Annotated in this window: 19 protein-coding genes and 1 pseudogene; 11 read left to right on the forward strand and 9 right to left on the reverse strand. The window is 63.9% G+C overall.

Features of this window, described 5'->3' with window-relative positions:
- From ACNPP0_RS18050 to ACNPP0_RS18065, 4 genes and pseudogenes are all read right to left on the reverse strand, one after another.
- Positions 1-107 (reverse strand): annotated as a pseudogene (locus ACNPP0_RS18050) (tripartite tricarboxylate transporter TctB family protein); the annotation flags it as partial.
- Between the two features lie 286 nt (positions 108-393).
- Complete coding sequence (locus ACNPP0_RS18055) at positions 394-1896, reverse strand: sensor histidine kinase (protein ID WP_332612599.1); 1503 nt, start codon at positions 1894-1896, stop codon at positions 394-396.
- A 30-nt stretch (positions 1897-1926) separates the two neighbouring features.
- The gene (locus ACNPP0_RS18060; protein ID WP_046807613.1) at positions 1927-2613 is read right to left on the reverse strand and encodes a response regulator; all 687 of its coding nucleotides are present in this window, start codon (positions 2611-2613) and stop codon (positions 1927-1929) included.
- Positions 2594-3166, reverse strand: coding sequence for an RNA pyrophosphohydrolase (locus ACNPP0_RS18065; protein WP_006217428.1), 573 nt, complete (start codon positions 3164-3166; stop codon positions 2594-2596). The genes ACNPP0_RS18060 and ACNPP0_RS18065 overlap by 20 nt, the downstream gene beginning before the upstream one ends.
- 65 nt (positions 3167-3231) lie before the next feature.
- On the opposite strand from ACNPP0_RS18065, the gene ACNPP0_RS18070 reads away from it, so the two are divergent.
- From ACNPP0_RS18070 to ACNPP0_RS18115, 10 genes are all read left to right on the forward strand, one after another.
- Positions 3232-4962 carry a proline--tRNA ligase gene (locus ACNPP0_RS18070; protein WP_448706618.1) on the forward strand — a complete coding sequence of 577 codons (1731 nt, stop codon included), beginning with the start codon at positions 3232-3234 and terminating at the stop codon, positions 4960-4962.
- 59 nt (positions 4963-5021) lie between these two features.
- The gene (ybgC, locus tag ACNPP0_RS18075) at positions 5022-5444 is read left to right on the forward strand and encodes a tol-pal system-associated acyl-CoA thioesterase (RefSeq protein ID WP_332612091.1); all 423 of its coding nucleotides are present in this window, start codon (positions 5022-5024) and stop codon (positions 5442-5444) included.
- Positions 5445-5446: 2 nt separating this feature from the next.
- The gene (tolQ, locus tag ACNPP0_RS18080; protein WP_046807611.1) at positions 5447-6127 is read left to right on the forward strand and encodes a protein TolQ; all 681 of its coding nucleotides are present in this window, start codon (positions 5447-5449) and stop codon (positions 6125-6127) included.
- Entirely contained in the window at positions 6127-6588 is a 462-nt protein-coding gene (locus ACNPP0_RS18085) for an ExbD/TolR family protein (RefSeq protein ID WP_448706619.1), read from the forward strand. Before tolQ ends, ACNPP0_RS18085 begins: the two co-directional genes overlap by 1 nt.
- A gap of 39 nt (positions 6589-6627) precedes the next feature.
- Complete coding sequence (gene tolA / locus ACNPP0_RS18090; RefSeq protein WP_448706620.1) at positions 6628-7776, forward strand: cell envelope integrity protein TolA; 1149 nt, start codon at positions 6628-6630, stop codon at positions 7774-7776.
- A gap of 16 nt (positions 7777-7792) precedes the next feature.
- Entirely contained in the window at positions 7793-9112 is a 1320-nt protein-coding gene (gene tolB / locus ACNPP0_RS18095) for a Tol-Pal system beta propeller repeat protein TolB (protein WP_332612600.1), read from the forward strand.
- Between the two features lie 31 nt (positions 9113-9143).
- Positions 9144-9644 carry a peptidoglycan-associated lipoprotein Pal gene (pal, locus tag ACNPP0_RS18100; protein WP_006217420.1) on the forward strand — a complete coding sequence of 167 codons (501 nt, stop codon included), beginning with the start codon at positions 9144-9146 and terminating at the stop codon, positions 9642-9644.
- 87 nt (positions 9645-9731) lie between these two features.
- On the forward strand, positions 9732-10418 hold the full coding sequence (ybgF, locus tag ACNPP0_RS18105) for a tol-pal system protein YbgF (RefSeq protein ID WP_046806162.1): 687 nt from the start codon (positions 9732-9734) through the stop codon (positions 10416-10418).
- Entirely contained in the window at positions 10418-11461 is a 1044-nt protein-coding gene (locus tag ACNPP0_RS18110) for a FecCD family ABC transporter permease (RefSeq protein ID WP_448706621.1), read from the forward strand. The genes ybgF and ACNPP0_RS18110 overlap by 1 nt, the downstream gene beginning before the upstream one ends.
- Complete coding sequence (locus ACNPP0_RS18115) at positions 11458-12255, forward strand: ABC transporter ATP-binding protein (RefSeq protein WP_332612098.1); 798 nt, start codon at positions 11458-11460, stop codon at positions 12253-12255. The genes ACNPP0_RS18110 and ACNPP0_RS18115 overlap by 4 nt, the downstream gene beginning before the upstream one ends.
- A 94-nt stretch (positions 12256-12349) precedes the next feature.
- Here the strand turns inward: ACNPP0_RS18115 and ACNPP0_RS18120 are convergent, their stop codons facing one another.
- Positions 12350-12847: a YbaK/EbsC family protein gene (locus ACNPP0_RS18120; RefSeq protein WP_332612099.1), complete on the reverse strand. Its 498-nt coding sequence runs from the start codon at positions 12845-12847 to the stop codon at positions 12350-12352.
- 166 nt (positions 12848-13013) lie between these two features.
- Here ACNPP0_RS18120 and ACNPP0_RS18125 point away from each other — a divergent pair, with 166 nt between their 5' ends.
- The gene (locus tag ACNPP0_RS18125; RefSeq protein ID WP_448706623.1) at positions 13014-13823 is read left to right on the forward strand and encodes an alpha/beta fold hydrolase; all 810 of its coding nucleotides are present in this window, start codon (positions 13014-13016) and stop codon (positions 13821-13823) included.
- A gap of 90 nt (positions 13824-13913) precedes the next feature.
- Here ACNPP0_RS18125 and fusA read toward each other — a convergent pair whose 3' ends face one another.
- The 4 genes from fusA to ACNPP0_RS18145 all read right to left on the reverse strand — a co-directional run.
- Entirely contained in the window at positions 13914-16025 is a 2112-nt protein-coding gene (gene fusA, locus ACNPP0_RS18130; RefSeq protein ID WP_332612103.1) for an elongation factor G, read from the reverse strand.
- A gap of 314 nt (positions 16026-16339) precedes the next feature.
- Positions 16340-16804 (reverse strand): universal stress protein, encoded by a 465-nt coding sequence (locus tag ACNPP0_RS18135; protein WP_332612105.1) that lies wholly within the window; start codon positions 16802-16804, stop codon positions 16340-16342.
- 99 nt (positions 16805-16903) lie between these two features.
- Complete coding sequence (locus ACNPP0_RS18140; protein ID WP_332612107.1) at positions 16904-17251, reverse strand: protein tyrosine phosphatase family protein; 348 nt, start codon at positions 17249-17251, stop codon at positions 16904-16906.
- A gap of 29 nt (positions 17252-17280) precedes the next feature.
- On the reverse strand, positions 17281-18432 hold a 1152-nt coding region (locus ACNPP0_RS18145), incomplete at its 5' end, for an aminotransferase-like domain-containing protein (protein ID WP_448706622.1).

Raw genomic sequence — 18432 nt, forward strand, 5'->3', positions numbered from 1 at the left:
AGCAGGCCACCCAATGCGGCGGGGAAAAACCCGGGTCCCATGTGGCTAAGCGATCCGATGTGATAGTCGGTGCCGCCGTATATCGCCCCCAACCCGATCAGGACCATCAGCGCGCCGCCGTAGTAGTCCTTTCTGTTGATATTTTTTTGCACTTGCTTCCTCCTTCCGGTGCAGGACCGTGCCGGCCCTTGATGCGCCGCTCGACACGAGCCTCGCCCGGCCCTTTACAACGAACCGGAGCGCAGATTACGGAGGGAAGCTGCTAATTCGCTTTCTGTGCGCTGTCGCCTTCCTGAATTCGGGGGTTATCCCTGAGGATCGGCAGCACGAGAGAGGGGGAAACAAGAAAAAAATTTGAAAGGCGGCGGGGGAGTGCCCGCCCGGCCGCGAGGCTTATTGCTCGCCTTTCAGATCCACATCAAGCGGACGCGGATACTGCGAAACGGTCGGCGCCAACGGCAGCCACAACACCGATGCCAGTCCGACGCCGCCCTGTGCGTTGGGCTCGCCGTCTCGCAATTCGATGTCGCCATCGTTGCGGCGGGCATAGGCCCGCGCGATCGCCAGGCCCAGGCCGGACCCCGATGACGCCACCGGCTTGTCCGTGCCGACCCGTTCAAACCGCGCAAAGGCGCGGCTGCGCAGCACCGGGTCCAGGCCAGGGCCGTTGTCCGACACCGACACCTCGGCACGGCTATCCAGGCGGCTGACCGACACCGTGATGCGTGCGCCCACGGGCGCGTAATTGATGGCGTTGTGCACCAGGTTGGACAACGCTTCATGCAGCTCGGCTTCATTGCCCGACACCGGCGCGGACGTCTCCAGGCCTTCTTCGGAACCGGCCTGCACCCAGCCCAGGTCCTGCTGCTTTTCGTGTGCCAAGGGCAGGTATTGCAGCACCACTTCGCGCGACACCGCGTTCATGTCGAGCAGCTGGCGCGGCAGGGGTTCCGCCTGGTTGGCATGTGCCAGCGACAGCAACTGCTCGGTCAAGCGTCGGGTGCGACCCAGCTGGTCAACGATGGCGCGCAGCCCTTCGCGCGTGCGGGCGGGGTCGCGTTCGCGAAGCGCATATTGCGCCTGGGTCAACATGATGGCCAAGGGTGTGCGCAGCTGATGCGAGGCATCGGCCAGAAAATGCGATTGTTCGTCCAGCACGCGGCGGTATCGGGCGATATGGTGATTGACAGCGTCCACCAGCGGCGCCACTTCACTGGGTACGCGAGAGGCGTCCAGCGGTGTCAGGTCATCGGGCCGGCGGTTGCGGATGTCGGCACGCAAACGTCGCAAGGGCTTGAGCGCCCATGACACGCCCCACCACACCAGCACCACCACCAACGCCAACATGCGGGCGTCGCGCAGGATTTCCTGGCGACGCGCATTGTTCTCGGCTTCGATCCGCTTGCCCGTGCTTTCGGCCACCACCACCATTACTTGCCGATGCAAGCCCTGGTAGTACAGATCGCGCACCACCGCCACGACCCGGACCGGATCGTTGCGGTAGACACCGTCGTAGAAAATAGGTTGCCCGTTAGAGCGAGGCCAGCTTGGCGGCCGCGGCATTTCCGGCATGCCCAACAGGGTCTTGCCCTGCTCGGTAGGCACGGGCGAGCCATCGGGCACGGGCGGGTCCATCTGTTCGATGCGGAAGTACTTGCGCAGGCCGGCCCGGGATTCCAACATGACTTGCGCATACAGCGGCGTGGCCACTTGAAGATTGCCGTCGGGCGTGAATTCCAGGCTGCTTTCCAGCACGCGGGCCGGCTCGACCAGCGCGCTGTCATAGGCTTCGTTGGTAATTTCGGACAGCGTGCGGTAGTCGTTCAGGCTGTCGATGACCAGCAGCACCACCACGCCGGGCAGCAGCAAAATGATAAGCAGCGCGCGGATGCCCACGCGCGGCAACCCGGGGATCCGCAGGCTCACTTAGGTTTCCGTGGACTCGCTGGCGACGCTTTCCAGCATGTAGCCCAGGCCGCGAACGGTCACGATACGCACGTCGCTGCCGGCCAACTTCTTGCGCAGCCGGTGCAGCACGACTTCGATGGCGTCGGGGTTGGCTTCGCTATCGTGCGTAAAGACCTTGCCGAATAGCTGGGATTTGTCCACGGGGTAGCCACTGCGGGTCAGCAATGCCGCCAAGGCGGCATGTTCACGCGGGGTCAGGAACAGCAAAGAGCCATCCAATGTGAACGCGCGGCTCTCGCTGTCGTAGGACAGTGAGCCGCACTGCAGGCGCGGATGCTGGCGGCCGCGGCTGCGACGCACCAGGGCGGTCAGGCGTGCTTCCAGTTCTTCCAGGGCGAAGGGCTTGGTCAGGAAATCGTCCGCGCCCAGGTTCAGCCCGCGCACCCGGTCTTGCAGCGCGCCTTGGGCAGTAAGCAGCAAGACCGGCGTGCGGTCGTCGCGGTTGCGCATTTCGCGCAGGACGACCAGGCCGTGCTTGTCGGGCAGGCGCAGGTCCATGACGATTGCGTCATATTCCGTGCCCGCCATGAAGGCTTCGGCGGTGCGGGCGTCTGCCGCATGGTCCGGCACAAACCCGCTTTGGGCCAGCGCGCGCATCAACCAGGACGCCATGTCCCGTTCGTCTTCAACCAACAATATGCGCATGACCGTCCGTTCCTTCGGGCAAATTCTCTGCTGCCCGCTGTCCGTGCACGCGTTGGCGCAGATAGCGGGTTTCGTGATGACGCCGAAAGAGGATCGCCGACAACTCGTTCAACGCCTGGGTATAGACGTCGCGCTTGAACTCGATAACAGCGTCCAGGGGTACCCAATACTGGCTCCAGCGCCAGGCGTCGAATTCCGGATGCTGCGTCGCGCGCAAGCACACATCGCTGTCACGTCCCACCAGGCGCAACAAGAACCAAATCTGTTTTTGTCCTTTATAGTGGCCACGCCACTCACGCCGGACGAAGTGATCGGGCACGTTATAACGTAACCAATCGCGTGTACGCCCCAAAATACGGACATGCTCGGGCTTCAAGCCCACCTCTTCATGGAGTTCGCGATACATGGCCTGCACCGGGCTTTCGCCATATTTGATGCCGCCCTGGGGGAACTGCCATGCATGTTCCCTGATACGCTTGCCCCAAAAGACCTCGTTTCGACTGTTGACGAGAATGATGCCGACATTGGGGCGGTAGCCTTCGCGGTCAAGCATGGGCCACCCCCACCGAATTCAATACAATTACAGTCGATTATACGTATCTGCTGCCACCTTTAAACATGCGCGCATCCAACTACCACATCAACACCCTCAAAGAAGCCCCTTCCGAAGCCGAAGTCGCCAGCCACCAGCTGATGACCCGGGCCGGAATGATCCGCAAGCTCGCGGGCGGCATCTACACCTACATGCCCCTCGGGCTGAAGATCATCCGCAAGGTCGAGGCGATCGTCCGGGAAGAAATGAACGCGTCGGGCGCTATCGAACTGCTGATGCCGGTGGTTCAACCCGCCGAACTCTGGCAGGAATCGGGCCGCTGGGAGCAATACGGCGCCGAACTGCTGCGCATCAAGGACCGCCACCAGCGCGACTTCGTGCTGCAGCCCACGTCCGAGGAAGTCATCACCGACATCGCGCGCAACGAAATCCACAGCTACCGCCAGCTGCCGCTGAATTTCTATCACATTCAGACCAAGTTCCGCGACGAACGCCGTCCGCGCTTCGGGCTGATGCGTGGCCGCGAATTCACGATGAAGGACGCCTATTCGTTTGATCGCGACGAAGCCGGCGCGCTCAAGAGCTACGACACCATGTACGCCGCGTACATGCGTATCTTCGGCCGCCTGGGCTTGCAATTCCGCGCCGTGGCCGCCGATACGGGCGCCATTGGCGGCACGCGCAGCCACGAATTCCAGGTCATTGCCGACACCGGCGAAGACCTGCTGGTCTACAACGCCGAAACCGACTACGCCGCCAATATCGAACTGGCCGAAGCCGTGTCGCTGTACCCCACCCGGGGCGCGGCCACGCAAGCCATGGCCGACGTGGCAACGCCGGGCGCAGCCAAGTGCGAAGACGTGGCCAAGCTGCTGGGGCTGCCGCTGGACAAGACGATCAAATCGATCGTGCTTGCCACCGACGGCGACAAGGGCCGCGTAGACATCTGGCTGCTGCTCTTGCGCGGCGACCACGAACTGAACGAAATCAAGGCGGGAAAGCTGCCTGGCCTGGCGGGCTTCCGCTTTGCCACGGAAAGCGAAATCGTCGAGTACTTCGGCTGCAAGCCTGGCTACCTCGGCCCCGTCAAGACGGCCAAGCCGGTGCATGTGATTGCCGACCGAACGGTCGCCAACATGGCCGATTTCGTCTGCGGCGCCAATAAAGAAGATTTCCACATCCAGGGCGTGAACTGGGGTCGCGACCTGCCCGAGCCCGAACTGGTGGCCGACCTGCGCAACGTCGTCGCCGGCGACCCGTCGCCGGACGGCAAGGGCACGCTGTCCATCCAGCGCGGCATCGAAGTGGGCCATGTCTTTTACCTGGGCAAGAAGTACTCCGAAGCCTTGAAGGCCACCTTCCTGGACGAGACCGGCAAGCCGGCGGTGCTGGAAATGGGCTGCTACGGCATCGGCGTGACCCGCATCGTTGGCGCTGCCATCGAGCAGAACCACGACGCGCGCGGCATCATCTGGCCCCGTGCGATCGCGCCTTTTGAAGTCGTGATCTGCCCGGTGGGCTGGGGCAAAAGTGAAACGGTGCGTGACACCGCGCAAAAGCTCTATGAATCCCTGCTGGCGCGCGGCGTGGACGTCATTCTTGACGATCGCGATGCCCGCCCCGGCGTCATGTTCGCCGAGTGGGAATTGATCGGCGCACCGCTGCGTGTAACAGTTGGAGAACGCGGCTTGAACGATGGTGTGGTGGAATTGCAAGCGCGTCGGGAAACCGAAGCTGCCAAGATTCCGGTAGAGTCCGCGCTTGAAGCGGTGCTGACGAAACTCGACACCCTTTAAACCCTATAGTAGATACGGACTTAACCGCGTCCCGACCCGCTTCATTGCCTGCCCGCACCGTGACCGATCCGAAGTCCAACGAATTCCTCCTGCAAGTCCGTGTCTATTACGAAGACACGGATGCGGGCGGGGTGGTTTTCTACGCCAACTACTTGAAATTCCTGGAGCGCGCCCGCACGGAGTGGTTGCGCGCCCTGGGAGTCAACCAGTCCGGGCTGGCCGTCAGCGAACAACGCTTATTCGTTGTCCGCTCCTTGGACATGTCCTACCGGAAACCGGCCAAACTGGACGATTTGCTTACCATACGCAGCCGAATCACCAAACTCGGCCGCGCTTCGATACACTTCGCGCAGCGCGCGGAACGCGACGGGGAACTGCTTGCCGAAGGCAACATCCAAGTCTGCTGTGTCGACGCCATTCACATGCGGCCGGCAGAGTTGCCGGCCGCCGTTCGCGCAAAACTGGAATTCATTCAGGAATAACCATGCAAGTCACCAACGACATGTCGTTGCTTTCGCTGATTTCGCACGCCAGCGTGCCGGTCCAGCTGATCATGTTGATGCTGTTGGGCATTTCGATCATGTCCTGGACGTACATTTTCGCCAAGCGCCTTGCCATCAAGCGGGCGCACACCCAAACCCGCCGTTTTGAAGACGACTTCTGGTCGGGCGGCGACCTGTCCATGCTGCAGCAAGCCGTGGCTTCGCGCCGCGACGAGCAAGGCGCGCTGGCCCGCATCTTCGATGCCGGCATGACCGAGTTCCTGAAGGCCCGACGCGGCAATTCGGCCGGCGATGCCACCGCATTGCTGGACGGCCCGCGCCGCGCCATGCGCGCCGCCTACCAGCGCGAAATGGACGCACTGGAATCGCACCTGAACTTCCTGGCGTCGGCCGGTTCGGTGTCGCCCTACATCGGCCTGTTGGGCACGGTCTGGGGCATCATGCACGCCTTCATCGGCCTGTCGAACATGCAGCAGGCCACGTTGGCTTCGGTGGCTCCCGGCATTGCCGAAGCCCTGATCGCTACCGCCATCGGCCTGTTTGCCGCCATTCCCGCCGTGGTCGCCTACAACCGCTTCACGAACGACATCGACCGCATCTCGATCCGTTTCGATAGCTTCGTCGACGAATTCCTGAACATTCTGCAACGGCAGGTGCGCTAATGCCCTCGGTAAGCTCACGCGGCAGGTCCGGCCGCCGCATGAAGGCCGACATCAACGTGGTGCCGTACATCGACGTGATGCTGGTGCTGCTGGTCATCTTCATGGTGACCGCCCCGCTGATCACGCCCGGGCTGATCCAGCTGCCTTCGGTTGGCGCGGCCTCGGATGTGCCGGTCAAGCCGCTTGAAGTGCAGATCTCTGAAGACGGCAAGATCGCGCTGCGTCTGCGCGAGCCCGGCGCGACGATGCAGGACATCGCCCGCCCCGAGCTCGTGGCGCAGGTGCGTTCGCGTATTACCGCGGAAACGCCGGTGGTGATTGCCGCCGACGGCAAGGTGCCCTATGAGACGGTCGTCAAGGTAATGGACGAGTTACGCACCAACGGCATCACCCGCCTGGGCTTGCTGGTGGACCAGTCCGCCGCAGGCTCGTCCCAGCCCGCATCCGCGAAAAAACGCTAACGCGCCGCCTTCCGCCGGCTATGCCGGCATGCAACGCCCATGACGCCACCCATTATTCGACACCGCAGCGGCCCACCGGCCACCCCGCCCAACAACGACAACCGGAATGCGCTCATTCTGGCCGTGGCGGTGCACTTGCTGCTGCTCGTCGCCCTGATTTTTGGCGTGAACTGGCGCACGGAGGCCCCCGGCCCCGTCGAAGTCCAGCTCTGGGCCGACGGCAATTCGCCCGTCTCCCCGCCGCCCACGCCGCAACCCGAACAGCCCAAGCCGCAACCGAAACCCGAGCCCAAGCCCGAGCCCGAAAAGGCGCCCGAGCCGCCGCCACCTCCTCCTCCGCCTCCCCCTCCTCCGAAGCCCGAGCCCGCGGCTCAGCCCAAGACCGAGGAAGTCGATCCCGAGATCGCCATCCAGGAAGCCAAGAAGAAGCGCGAGCAGGAAGAAAAGGCGAAGCAGGCCGCTGAAGCCAAGGAAAAGGCGCGCCTGGAAGAAGAGCGCAAGCAGGCCGAGCTGAAAGAAAAGAAGCGCCTGGAGCAGGAACGCCAGGCGGCTGAGAAGGCCGCTGCCGAGAAAGCGGCCGAGAAGGCTGCCGCTGAAAAGGCCGCGGCTGACAAAGCAGCCGCCGAGAAAGCCGCCGAAAAGGCAGCTGCCGACAAGGCTGCCGCCGAGAAAAAGGCCAAGGAAGACGCCGCCAAGAAGGCGGCCGCTGAAAAGGCGGCTGCCGATAAGGCCGCTGCTGAAAAGGCGGCCGCTGACAAAGCCGCTGCCGAAAAGGCCGCTGCCGAGAAAGCCGCCGCAGCCAAGAAGGCTGCTGCCGACAAGGCGCTCAAGGATGCATTCCGCAACGACGCCCTGGGCGCTGCCGGCATTCCCGGCGGCACGGCGGATCGCAACCAGGCGGGCGGCGGACGCGACAACGGCTATGCCGCCAAGGTCCGCGCCTGCATCCTTCCCGGTGTGGCTTACCAGCCCCCGCCGCGCAACGGCTCGGCCAATCCGACCGCACAATACCGGGTACAGTTAGGCACTGACGGGAAGGTTAACGGCGTGACCCTGACCGATTCTTCGGGCAACCCGGCATTCGACCGCGCGGTCGAAACCGGTATACGCCGTTGCAACCCCTTCCCCAAGCCCTCCACGGGCGGCTACGACAAGTTCATTGACGTAGTGCACAAAATGTATGATTGACAGGAGATTGATGAATATGACTCCCGCTTATAGCCGACGAGGTTCCGTCCTCGCTCTCTGGCGATCGTATGGGCTCGGTTTGTTGATGCTTGCGCTGTGCCTGATGGCCGCCAAGCCCGCCCATGCGCAATTGCGTGTCGATATTTCCGGCACGGGCGCCACGCAATATCCGGTCGCGATTGCCGACTTTGCCGTTGACGACACCCACGGCCGTGCCCTGGCCGAAGTGATCCGCGCCGACCTGACCCGTACGGGCCAGTTCCGTCTGATCAACGCCGCGGGCTCCGGCTTGAACGTTGATTCCCCGATCGCCCACGACGACTGGCGCGGCAAAGGCGCCGACTTCCTGGCGTACGGCAGCATCACCCGTGGCGCCGATGGCCGCTACGACGTGCGCTACCGCCTGGCCGATACGGTCAAGAAGGGTCAGCTGGATGGCGTGGCATTTTCGGGCACCGAGCAGGAACTGCGCCGAGTCGCTCACCAGATCGCCGACCGGATCTACGAAAAGATCACCGGCGTTCGCGGCGTGTTCTCGACCCGCATCGCCTACGTGCTGAAGAAGGGCGCCACCTACGAACTGCAAGTGGCCGACGCCGACGGGCAGAATCCGCAAGTTGCGCTGCGCTCGCGCGAGCCCATCATTTCGCCCTCGTGGTCGCCCGACGGCGCCAAGCTGGCCTACGTGAGCTTCGAGTCCGGCAAGCCCGTTGTGTACGTGCACACGCTGGCTACCAGCGCCCGCGTACCGGTTGCCAACTTCAAGGGCAACAACAGCGCACCAGCCTGGTCGCCTGACGGTTCGAAGCTGGCCGTGGCCCTGACGCGCGATGGTTTGTCGCAAATTTACATCGTTGGAGCGTCAGATGGCGCCAATCCCACGCGAGTTACGCGTTCTCCCGGGATTGACACTGAACCGACCTTTACGCCAGACGGTGCATCCATTATCTTTACGAGTGACCGCAGCGGCGGGCCGCAAATCTATCAGACCGGCTCGACAGGTGGCGAAGCTCGCCGCCTCACGTTTAATGGTGGTTACAACATATCACCCCGAATTTCCCCCGATGGATCGACGCTGCTGTACGTTGCAAGACGCGACGGCGCGTTTCGAATCGCGTCGTTGAACCTGTCCTCAGGCTCCGAATCCTTGATCACTGATGGTCGTGACGATCAGTCGCCAAGTTTCGCGCCGAATGGCATGCAAGTGCTTTACGCCGCCATCCAAAATGGACGTAGCGTGCTTGCGGGTGTCTCGAGCGATGGCCGCGTACGGCAGACGCTTTCGGTACTGAACGGGGAAATACGTGAACCGACTTGGGGCCCATTTACCCGATAACACGTGTGACTCTCTTTGCAAAGGAACTATCATGAAGTCGCGCATTGCCAAAAGCCTGACCATTGCCGCTCTGGCTGCCACTCTGGCAGCTTGCAGCTCCGTCCCTCTCGACGATAAAGCGGGTCAGGGCGGAGGCGCTGGCCAAGGATCTTCGGCCTCTGGCCAAATCCTTGATCCCTTTAACCCCCAAAGCATCCTGGCGCAACAGCGCTCGGTGTACTTTGATTTCGACAGCTACACCGTGTCGGACCAGTACCGCGGCTTGGTCGAAACCCACGCCCGCTACCTGGCTTCGCACCAGCAGCAGAAGGTCAAGATCGAAGGCAACACCGACGAACGCGGCGGTGCTGAGTACAACCTGGCCCTGGGCCAGCGTCGTGCAGACGCCGTGCGTCGCATGATGACCCTGCTGGGCGTCAGCGACAACCAGATCGAAACCATCAGCTTCGGCAAAGAAAAGCCGAAGTCGACGGGTACGTCGGAAGCCGACTTTGCTGAAAACCGCCGCGCCGATATCAACTATCTGCGTTAAGCTTTTCGCTTAAGTCAAAGAGCCCTACCACGCGTCGGGACGGTCAGCCGGCCGTCCCGACGTTTGTTTTTATACCCGGGAATATTCATGCGCGATAAAGTTCTGTCCCTGCGTCCTCTGATTGTGGCCTCCGGCCTTGTGCTTGCGGCATTGGCGGCGCCCGCCCACGCTTTTTCCGACGATGAAGCCCGCAAGGCCATCCTGGATTTGCGCCAGCAGGTGCAGCAGCAGAACGAGCAAAGCCAACGGGCCAAGCTGCAACTGGCTGATCAGATTCAATCCCTGCAGCAAGAAGTCGCGCAGCTGCGCGATCAGCTCGAACTGGTGTCGCGCCAGCAGCCCAGCGCCAAGCCGGGCGCCCCCAGCGGCACCAACCCGCCGGGCACCGCCGCCGGCGATCCGCAGGAACAAGCCGCCTATGACGGCGCCATGGACCTGTTCCGCAAGGGCCAATACAAGGAGGCCGCCGAATCGCTGGCCGCCTTCACTGCCCTGTATCCGAACAGCCAACTGGCCCCCAGCGCGCAGTTCTACCTGGGAAGCAGCCGCTACGGCATGAAAGACTTCAAGGGCGCCATCGAACAGTTGACCGCCATGGTGCAGAAGTCGCCCGACAACGCGCGCGCCCCGGACGCCCTGCTCATCATCGCAGGCGGCCAGATCGAACTGAACAACCGCGCGGGCGCCAAGGCCACCTTGCAACGCATCGTGCGCGACTACCCCAACGCCCAAGCCGCCAGCACGGCCAAGAGCCGCCTGCAACTGCTGCAGTAATGCCAAACGCCGCAAGCGCGGTCAGCGCCTACCGGCGCATCGTGCGCCGCCGCACGGGGCTTATCGCCCTGTTGCTGGCGGCGATTTTCATTGCGCTGCTGATTGACTTCACCGTCGGCCCGTCGGGCCTGCCCTGGCGCGAGCTATGGCTGACCCTGACCACGCCCGCCTCGGCCGATGCGACGGTGCGCGTCATAGTCTGGGACATTCGCCTGCCCTCAGCGTTGATGGCGGCGCTGGTCGGCATGGCGCTGGGCTTGGCCGGGGCCGAAATGCAGACCATCTTGAACAACCCCTTGGCCAGCCCTTTCACGTTGGGCGTTTCATCCGCCGCCGCGTTCGGCGCGTCGCTGGCCATTGTGTTGCAGCTTGGCGTGCCCGGCATTCCGGACGCGTGGCTGATCGCCGGCAACGCCTTTCTATTTGCGATGCTTGCGGCCTTGTTGCTGGACGTGGTGGCGCGCTGGAGCGGCATGAACACCTCGGGGGTGGTGCTGTTCGGCATCGCCATGGTGTTCTCTTTCAACGCCCTGGTGTCGCTGGTGCAATTCCTGGCCAGCGCCGAGGCCCTGCAAAGCCTGGTCTTCTGGACCATGGGTAGCCTGTCCCGCTCCAACTGGACCACGGCCGGCGTGGTGGCCTTGGCCGTCGCCGTGGCCATGCCGCTGGCGATGCGCCAGTCGTGGAAGCTGACGGCGCTGCGGCTGGGTGAAGATCGCGCGGCCAGCTTTGGCGTGGACGTGCGCCGCGTTCGGGTCGCCGCGCTGGCGCGTGTCAGCCTGCTGTCGGCGCTGGCCGTGGCGTTTGTGGGCACCATCGGCTTCATCGGCCTGGTCGCGCCGCATATCGCACGGCGGCTGTTCGGCGAAGATCACCGCTTTTATCTGCCCGGCAGCGCGCTGGTGGGAGGGTTGATCCTGTCGCTGGCTTCCGTCGTTTCCAAGAACCTGGTGCCGGGCGTGGTGGTGCCGGTGGGCATCGTGACGGCGCTGGTCGGCATTCCTTTTTTTGTGGCGGTCGTGTTGCGCCGACAGCTGCCATGACGCGGCACGCCACCTTGGACGTACACGAACTGAACGCGGGCTACGGCCGCGAAGACGTGCTGCATGGGCTGTCCATCCCGTCGCTGGTGGCGGGCGAAGTCACCGCCCTGCTTGGGCCGAACGGCAGCGGCAAGTCCACCTTGCTCAAGGCACTGGCAGGGCTGGTTCGCACTCGGGGCGGCAGCGTCATGCTGGATGGCCAGGACATGACCCGGCTGGGCGTGGGCGAACGCGCGCGTCATATGGTGTATCTGCCGCAAAGCCTGCCGGCCGCTGTGCACTTGCGGGTGTTTGAATCGGTGCTGGTGGCGGCCCGGGCCAGCCGCGATGCCCTGGCGCCGCCGCTGCACTTGTCGGATATCGACCGCCTGCTGGCGCGCCTGGACATTGCGCACCTTGCGTTGCATTACCTGGATGCGCTGTCGGGTGGCCAGAAGCAACTGGTGGGATTGGCGCAAGCGCTAATCCGCCAGCCCCGCGTGCTGTTACTGGACGAGCCTCTGTCCGCGCTGGACCTGAATTATCAGTTCCACGTGATGCGGCTGCTGAAACAGGAAACCCAGGAACACGGGCTGATCAGCGTCATCGTGCTGCACGACCTGAACGTGGCCTTGCAGCACGCGGATCGCGCGGTGATGATCCAGCACGGACGCCTGCACGCGCAAGGCGCGCCGGCCGACGTGATCACGCCCGAATCCCTGGCGGCGGTGTATGGCGTGCAAGGCCGTGTCGAAGCGTGTACGCGCGGGCTGCGCCAGGTGCTCATCGACGGGCTTAATGAACGCCCCCGATAGCCTCCGTTGGCCCTGATAGCCTCCGTTGGCCCCGATAACGTACGTTAGCTCCCGATAGCCCCGCTGGCGCACACCCCCAGCCCGGCCACTGCGCTCAAATGCGTTGGGCGACGTCGACCACTGGCGCGCCCGTCATGTCGGCAAGCTGTTTCGGCGTCAGGTTGAAGACGGCGTGCGGGTGGCCGGCGGCGGCCCACAGGCTGTCGTAATTGAACAGATCGGCGTCCAGCAGCATCACCGGCTTGACGGCATGCCCGATGGGGCACACGCCGCCAATGGCGTAGCCCGTCATGTCGCGCACGAATTTGGCATCGGCTTTGGCCAACGCGCCAACCTGCTCCGCCACCTTCGCTTCGTCCACGCGGTTGGCGCCGCTGGCGATGACCAGCACCGGCGCATTGTCAGAGGCCCGACGGAAAATGATGGACTTGGCAATCTGCGCCACCTCGCAACCCAGGCCCGCCGCCGCCTCGGCCGACGTCCTGCCGGATTGCGGCAGGACCACAACCGGCTTGTCATGGCCAATTTCCAGTAACAGGCGGGCAACACGCTGGGCGGATTCAGGCAACGCGGCAAGTGACTCGGGGGACATCGTGGCGACTCCATGAAAGACGGGCGGCAGCGCTGCTGACGCTGCCCAGTTAAATGCCGACGACGAGTGTATCAGCGGCGCCCCCGCGCCTTCCCTGGCGTTGGCGGGCGGATCTCGCCACGGCCCACGCTAGAATGCGGACCTGGCTTTTCCGTTTATGCCCCTCATGCGTTCCGAACCCGTCCTTCCCCTGCAAACCGCCCTGATCGGCGGCTACGCCATGTCCTACACCGAGTACGGCAGCGGCGTGCCGCTGGTGCTGGTGCACGGATCGCTGTCCGACTGCCGCTACTGGAAGTCGCAAATGGCGCCGCTGGGCAACACGTTTCGCGTGCTGGCGGTGTGTCTGCGCCGCTATTGGCCGGAAAGCTGGGACGGTGAAGGCGAAGGCTTTTCGGTCGAGCAACACGCCGCCGACGTCTTGGCATTCATCGATACCGTGGCGGGTGGCCCCGCCCATCTGGTGGGCCACTCACGCGGCGGCCGTGTCGCGCTGGAAGCGGCACTGGCCCAGCCCGATGCCGTGCGCAGCCTGACCCTGGCCGACCCCGGCCTGCCCTTGCCCGGCGGCGACGATGCGCGCGGCGGCTTTCGCCAACGCGCGTTGGGGCTGATCCGCCAAGGCGATGTCGAAGAAGGCCTGGCCCTGTTCGTGGACACCGTAACAGGGCCGAACACCTGGCAGCGCATGGTGCCGTGGTTCAAGGAGATGGTGCGCGACAACGTCGGCACGCTGTTCGGCCAGGCCGACGAAAAGCCGGAAGCGCTGACGCCACAGCAGATAGGCACCCTGAAGATGCCAACGCTGCTGATCGGCGGGGCATTAAGCCCCGCCCCCTACCCGGCTGTCCTGGACGCCTTGTCGCAATGGCTGCCGCACGCGCACCGCGTAACGGTGGTGGGCTCGTCCCATGGCATGAACCTGGGCAACCCGCGCGTGTTCAACAACGCCATCCAGGAATTCATCGGCGGCTGAAAGCGGTAGCCGTTCGCGCCGGCATGGCACGGCCGGCGCAAACCCACGCCCGCCGGCGCGCCACGCTCTTGAGCGCGCACACCGTCCGCGTCAGCGGCCGGCTCCCTGTGCCGCGATGATTTCCTGCGCGACCTGGCGCGGCGCTTCGGCGTAGTGCTTGAACTCCATCGTGTAGGTGGCACGCCCCTGCGTCAGCGAACGCAATGACGTCGAATAGCCAAACATCTCGGCCAGCGGCACCTCGGCACGCACCACCTTGCCGCCCCCACCCGCGATGTCTTCCATGCCCTGCACCATGCCGCGCCGCGAAGACAGGTCGCCCATCACGTTGCCGGTGAAGTCCTCGGGCGTTTCCACCTCAACCTGCATCATGGGCTCCAGCAACACCGGGTCCGCGCGACGCATGCCTTCCTTGAACGCCATCGAGCCCGCCATCTTGAAGGCGTTCTCGTTCGAGTCCACGTCGTGGTACGACCCGAAGAACAGCGTGGCCTTCACGTCCACAACGGGGTAGCCCGCCAGCACGCCCGCATTGAGCGATTCGCGGATGCCCTTGTCGACCGCCGGGATGAATTCGCGCGGCACCACGCCGCCCTTGATGGCGTCGACAAACTCGTAGCCCTTGCCGGGCTCCTGCGGTTCAAGCTTTAGCACCACGTGACCGTACTGGCCGCGCCCGCCCGACTGCTTGACGAACTTGCCTTCGACTTCGTTGCAGGGCTTGCGGATGGTTTCGCGGTAAGCCACCTGCGGCTTGCCCACGGTGGCTTCCACGTTGAACTCGCGTTTCATGCGGTCAACCAGAATTTCCAGGTGCAGCTCGCCCATGCCCGAAATGATGGTCTGGCCGGATTCTTCGTCGGTGCGCACGCGGAACGACGGGTCTTCCTGCGCCAGCCGGTTCAGGGCGATGCCCATCTTTTCCTGGTCGGCCTTGGTCTTGGGCTCTACCGCCTGCGAGATCACGGGTTCGGGGAAGACCATGCGCTCCAGCACGATGATGTGGGCCGGATCGGTCAGCGTGTCGCCCGTGGTCACGTCCTTGATGCCCACCGCCGCCGCGATGTCGCCGGCGTACACCTCGGTGATTTCGCGCCGCTCGTTGGCGTGCATCTGCAAGATGCGGCCCAGCCGTTCCTTCTTGCCCTTGATGGGGTTGTAAACCGAGTCGCCCGACTTCACCACGCCCGAATACACGCGGAAGAACACCAGTTGGCCGACGAACGGGTCCGTCATGATCTTGAAGGCCAGCGCCGAAAAAGGCTCGTTATCGGCCGGATGGCGTTCAATTTCGCGGTCGCGCTCGTCGTGCCCCTTGATGGCGGGTACGTCGACGGGCGATGGCATGTAGTCGATCACGGCGTCCAGCATGGCCTGCACGCCCTTGTTCTTGAAGGCGCTGCCACACAGCATGGGCACGATTTCGTTAGCGATGGTGCGCGCGCGCAGACCCTGCTTGATCTCGTCTTCGGTCAACGTTTCGCCCGACAGGTATTTTTCAAGCAGCGTCTCATTGGCCTCGGCCGCCTTCTCGACCATCTTGTCGTGCCACTTCTGCGCCTCGGCCTGCATGGCTTGCGGAATGTCTTCGTACTGGAACTTCACGCCCTGGCTGGCGTCGTCCCAGATGATGGCCTTCATCTTGACCAGGTCGATCACGCCTTCGAAGTGGTCTTCGGCGCCCACCGGCAACTGGATCGGCACCGCATCGCCCTTCAGGCGTTCAGCGATCTGGCGTTGCACACGCAGGAAATCCGCGCCCACGCGGTCCATCTTGTTCACGAAGGCCAGGCGCGGCACCTTGTACTTATTGGCCTGACGCCAAACCGTTTCAGATTGCGGCTGCACGCCGCCCACCGCGTCATAGACCATGACGGCGCCGTCCAGCACGCGCATGGACCGTTCCACCTCGATGGTGAAGTCCACGTGGCCCGGGGTGTCGATGATGTTGATGCGGTGTTCGGGATAATTGCCCGCCATGCCCTTCCAGAAGGCGGTGGTAGCTGCCGATGTAATGGTGATGCCGCGTTCCTGCTCTTGCTCCATCCAGTCCATCACGGCGGCGCCGTCATGGACTTCGCCGATTTTGTGCGTGATGCCGGTATAGAAGAGGATGCGCTCGGTGGTCGTCGTTTTGCCCGCGTCGATATGGGCGCTGATGCCAATATTGCGGTAAAGCTCGATACGCGTCTTGCGGGTCATGGCCTCTTCCTTGCAGGGAACCACTGGGCAGTACGGCAAGCCCGACCGGGCGCTGCCGCGGCGGGCGCCATGCCGCGTTTCGTAGGGGTAATGCGTAACCGCGCCCGCGCTGATGCGTAAATATTACGCGCGGCGCGTCAACTTTCAAGCTTTGCCACTACGCGCGATAAGGATTCACGGGTCGTCCGGGGACACCCGCTCATCGCGGCACCGGCTGCGGTGCCCGCGTGCACAAAAAAAGCCCCTCGGACAGAGGGGCTTCGGTGCGCCGCGAGAGGCGGCGGCGAGAACCAAGCGCGCTATGTGCAGCGCGCTTACTTCTTTTCTTCCTTGACGCGGTACACCAGCACGGCGGTGGTGGCCAGCGACAGCACCTTGGCGGTGACGCTGCCCAGCAGCAGGCGCGACAGGCCGCTGCGGCCGTGGCTACCGATGAAGATCAGGTCGCAGCCGGCGTCGGACGCCGCTTGCACGATGCCGTCGGCAACGTTGAAGTTGGACACGGCGCGCGCCTCGGACTTGACGCCGGCGGTGTCGGCGCGGTCGGTGATCTGCTTGAGGTACTTGTCGGCTTGTTCGGCCGATGCCTTCTCGTAGTCCTCGTCGGTGATGGCGTACGCGGCGGCCATGCCGTCGAAACCGATGGTGGCCGCAAACGGCTGAGTCACGTACAGCGCAACGACTTCGGCGCCAACCGAACGGGCAAAGGAAATGCCCGCGTTGGCGGCTTGGGCCGACAGGGGCGAACCGTCGGTGGGAATCAGGATCTTCTTGAACATCTTGCCTGCTCCTGTTTGAGAGGAATCTTTATGCTACTGGAAAGCCGCCAGGTTCACATCAAGGGAACCCGGCGCTCTTGATGCGCGTCAAGCTTGGGTTCAACTGCCCAATTGCTGGGCGGCTGCGTACAGGTTGGTGCAGCGCGTGCCGGTGCGGCAATAGGCCAGCACGGGGCCCGGCAGCGTCTTGAGCAATTCGGCGAAACGGACCACGTCGGACACGGTCATGGCGCTGCCGACCACCGGCTGATATTCGATCTTCAGGCCGGCGGCTTCTGCGGCCTTGGACACGTCGGCGGCGGTGGGCTGATCGGGGCCGCCTTCGAAGTCGGGGCGGTTGATGATGACGCTTTTATAGCCGGCGGCGGCGACATCGGCCATGTCGTCAGGGCCGAGTTGCGGCGCAACGGCAAAATTTTCGGTCAGGGGCTTGATGGGTGCGGACATGGCGGTTCCTTCAGATAGATAGCTGCATATTATTGATTGTAGGAGCCGTTTTGCGCGAAGAGTTTTTCCAATTGGGTCCAGATACGGCGGTCGTCCGCGATGGACACCGAAAAGCGCAGCATCGTGGACGGCGCCTGGGACGGTGAAAACAGCGTGCCCGGCGCCAGCAACATGCCCTGGTCCGCGGCCTCGCGCGCCAGTACCTCGCTGTCGCGCCCGCAGTCGGCCCAGACGAACATCCCCGCGTTCGGTTCGTGCGGCACCGTCAGGCCCAGTTTCAACAGCGCTTTCAGACAGCGTTGGCGCGCCTCGTCCACGCGGGCGCGCACGCGCTCGATGTGGCGTCGGTACTGCCCCTCCATCAACACCCGGTGGATCACGCGTTCGCCCAGTTCCGGGGATGTCAGGCCGGCCAGCATTTTCAGGTCGGCCAGCTTTTGCAGCATGTCGGGGTTGGCGGCCACATAACCCACGCGCAGGCTGGCCGCCAGCATCTTGGAATAACCGCTGACCAGGATGACGCGGTTCAACCGGTCCAGCACCGCCAGCTTCATCGCACCACCGGGATGCAGTTCGCCGTAGGTGTCGTCTTCGACGATGACGAAATCGTGCCGTTCGGCGATGCGCAGGATGTCGTAGGCCACGCCGGCCGACAGCGTGTGGCCGGTGGGGTTGTGCACGGCGCTGTTGATAATGAACAACTTGGGCTTGTGCTCGGCGGCCAGCTGTTCCAGCTGTGCGATATCAGGGCCGTCCGGCCCGCGCGGAACGCCGATCAGGCGCGCGCCAAACGCGGCCAGCCGGCCAAAGATGACGAACCACGCGGGGTCTTCCACCAGGACGGTGTCGCCCGGTTTGACGAAGTGCCTGGCGATCAGATCCAGCCCGTGGGTGACGCCGTTCGTGGTCAGCAGGTTCAGTTCGGGGTGCGCGGGCACGCCGTCGTTCTGCAACGACGCAGCAATCTGCTGGCGCAGCGGGGCGAACCCTTGCGGATGTCCATAGCTGACCAGATTCGCGCGCACCGATCGGCCCACCGCACGCACCGCGCCGGCCACCATGTCGGGGTCCAGCCAGTCAGCCGGCAGCAATCCGGCCCCGCCCGGCATGCCCAGGGAGCTGGTTTCGCGAAACATGCTGCGCAGTAACCACGCAATATCGATACGCGCGGGCGGCGCCAG

The organism is Achromobacter semiaridum, assembly GCF_053543755.1.

Bases quoted from the DNA above. Each gene is read 5' to 3' on its own strand.
- ACNPP0_RS18065 (WP_006217428.1), bottom strand. From the start codon at position 3,166: ATGCTTGACCGCGAAGGCTACCGCCCCAATGTCGGCATCATTCTCGTC.
- ACNPP0_RS18135 (WP_332612105.1), bottom strand. From the start codon at position 16,804: ATGTTCAAGAAGATCCTGATTCCCACCGACGGTTCGCCCCTGTCGGCC.
- ybgF (WP_046806162.1), top strand. From the start codon at position 9,732: ATGCGCGATAAAGTTCTGTCCCTGCGTCCTCTGATTGTGGCCTCCGGC.
- ACNPP0_RS18085 (WP_448706619.1), top strand. From the start codon at position 6,127: ATGCCCTCGGTAAGCTCACGCGGCAGGTCCGGCCGCCGCATGAAGGCC.
- ACNPP0_RS18125 (WP_448706623.1), top strand. From the start codon at position 13,014: ATGCGTTCCGAACCCGTCCTTCCCCTGCAAACCGCCCTGATCGGCGGC.
- tolB (WP_332612600.1), top strand. From the start codon at position 7,793: ATGACTCCCGCTTATAGCCGACGAGGTTCCGTCCTCGCTCTCTGGCGA.
- ACNPP0_RS18060 (WP_046807613.1), bottom strand. From the start codon at position 2,613: ATGCGCATATTGTTGGTTGAAGACGAACGGGACATGGCGTCCTGGTTG.
- tolQ (WP_046807611.1), top strand. From the start codon at position 5,447: ATGCAAGTCACCAACGACATGTCGTTGCTTTCGCTGATTTCGCACGCC.
- tolA (WP_448706620.1), top strand. From the start codon at position 6,628: ATGACGCCACCCATTATTCGACACCGCAGCGGCCCACCGGCCACCCCG.
- ACNPP0_RS18110 (WP_448706621.1), top strand. From the start codon at position 10,418: ATGCCAAACGCCGCAAGCGCGGTCAGCGCCTACCGGCGCATCGTGCGC.
- ACNPP0_RS18070 (WP_448706618.1), top strand. From the start codon at position 3,232: ATGCGCGCATCCAACTACCACATCAACACCCTCAAAGAAGCCCCTTCC.
- fusA (WP_332612103.1), bottom strand. From the start codon at position 16,025: ATGACCCGCAAGACGCGTATCGAGCTTTACCGCAATATTGGCATCAGC.
- ACNPP0_RS18115 (WP_332612098.1), top strand. From the start codon at position 11,458: ATGACGCGGCACGCCACCTTGGACGTACACGAACTGAACGCGGGCTAC.
- pal (WP_006217420.1), top strand. From the start codon at position 9,144: ATGAAGTCGCGCATTGCCAAAAGCCTGACCATTGCCGCTCTGGCTGCC.
- ACNPP0_RS18120 (WP_332612099.1), bottom strand. From the start codon at position 12,847: ATGTCCCCCGAGTCACTTGCCGCGTTGCCTGAATCCGCCCAGCGTGTT.
- ACNPP0_RS18140 (WP_332612107.1), bottom strand. From the start codon at position 17,251: ATGTCCGCACCCATCAAGCCCCTGACCGAAAATTTTGCCGTTGCGCCG.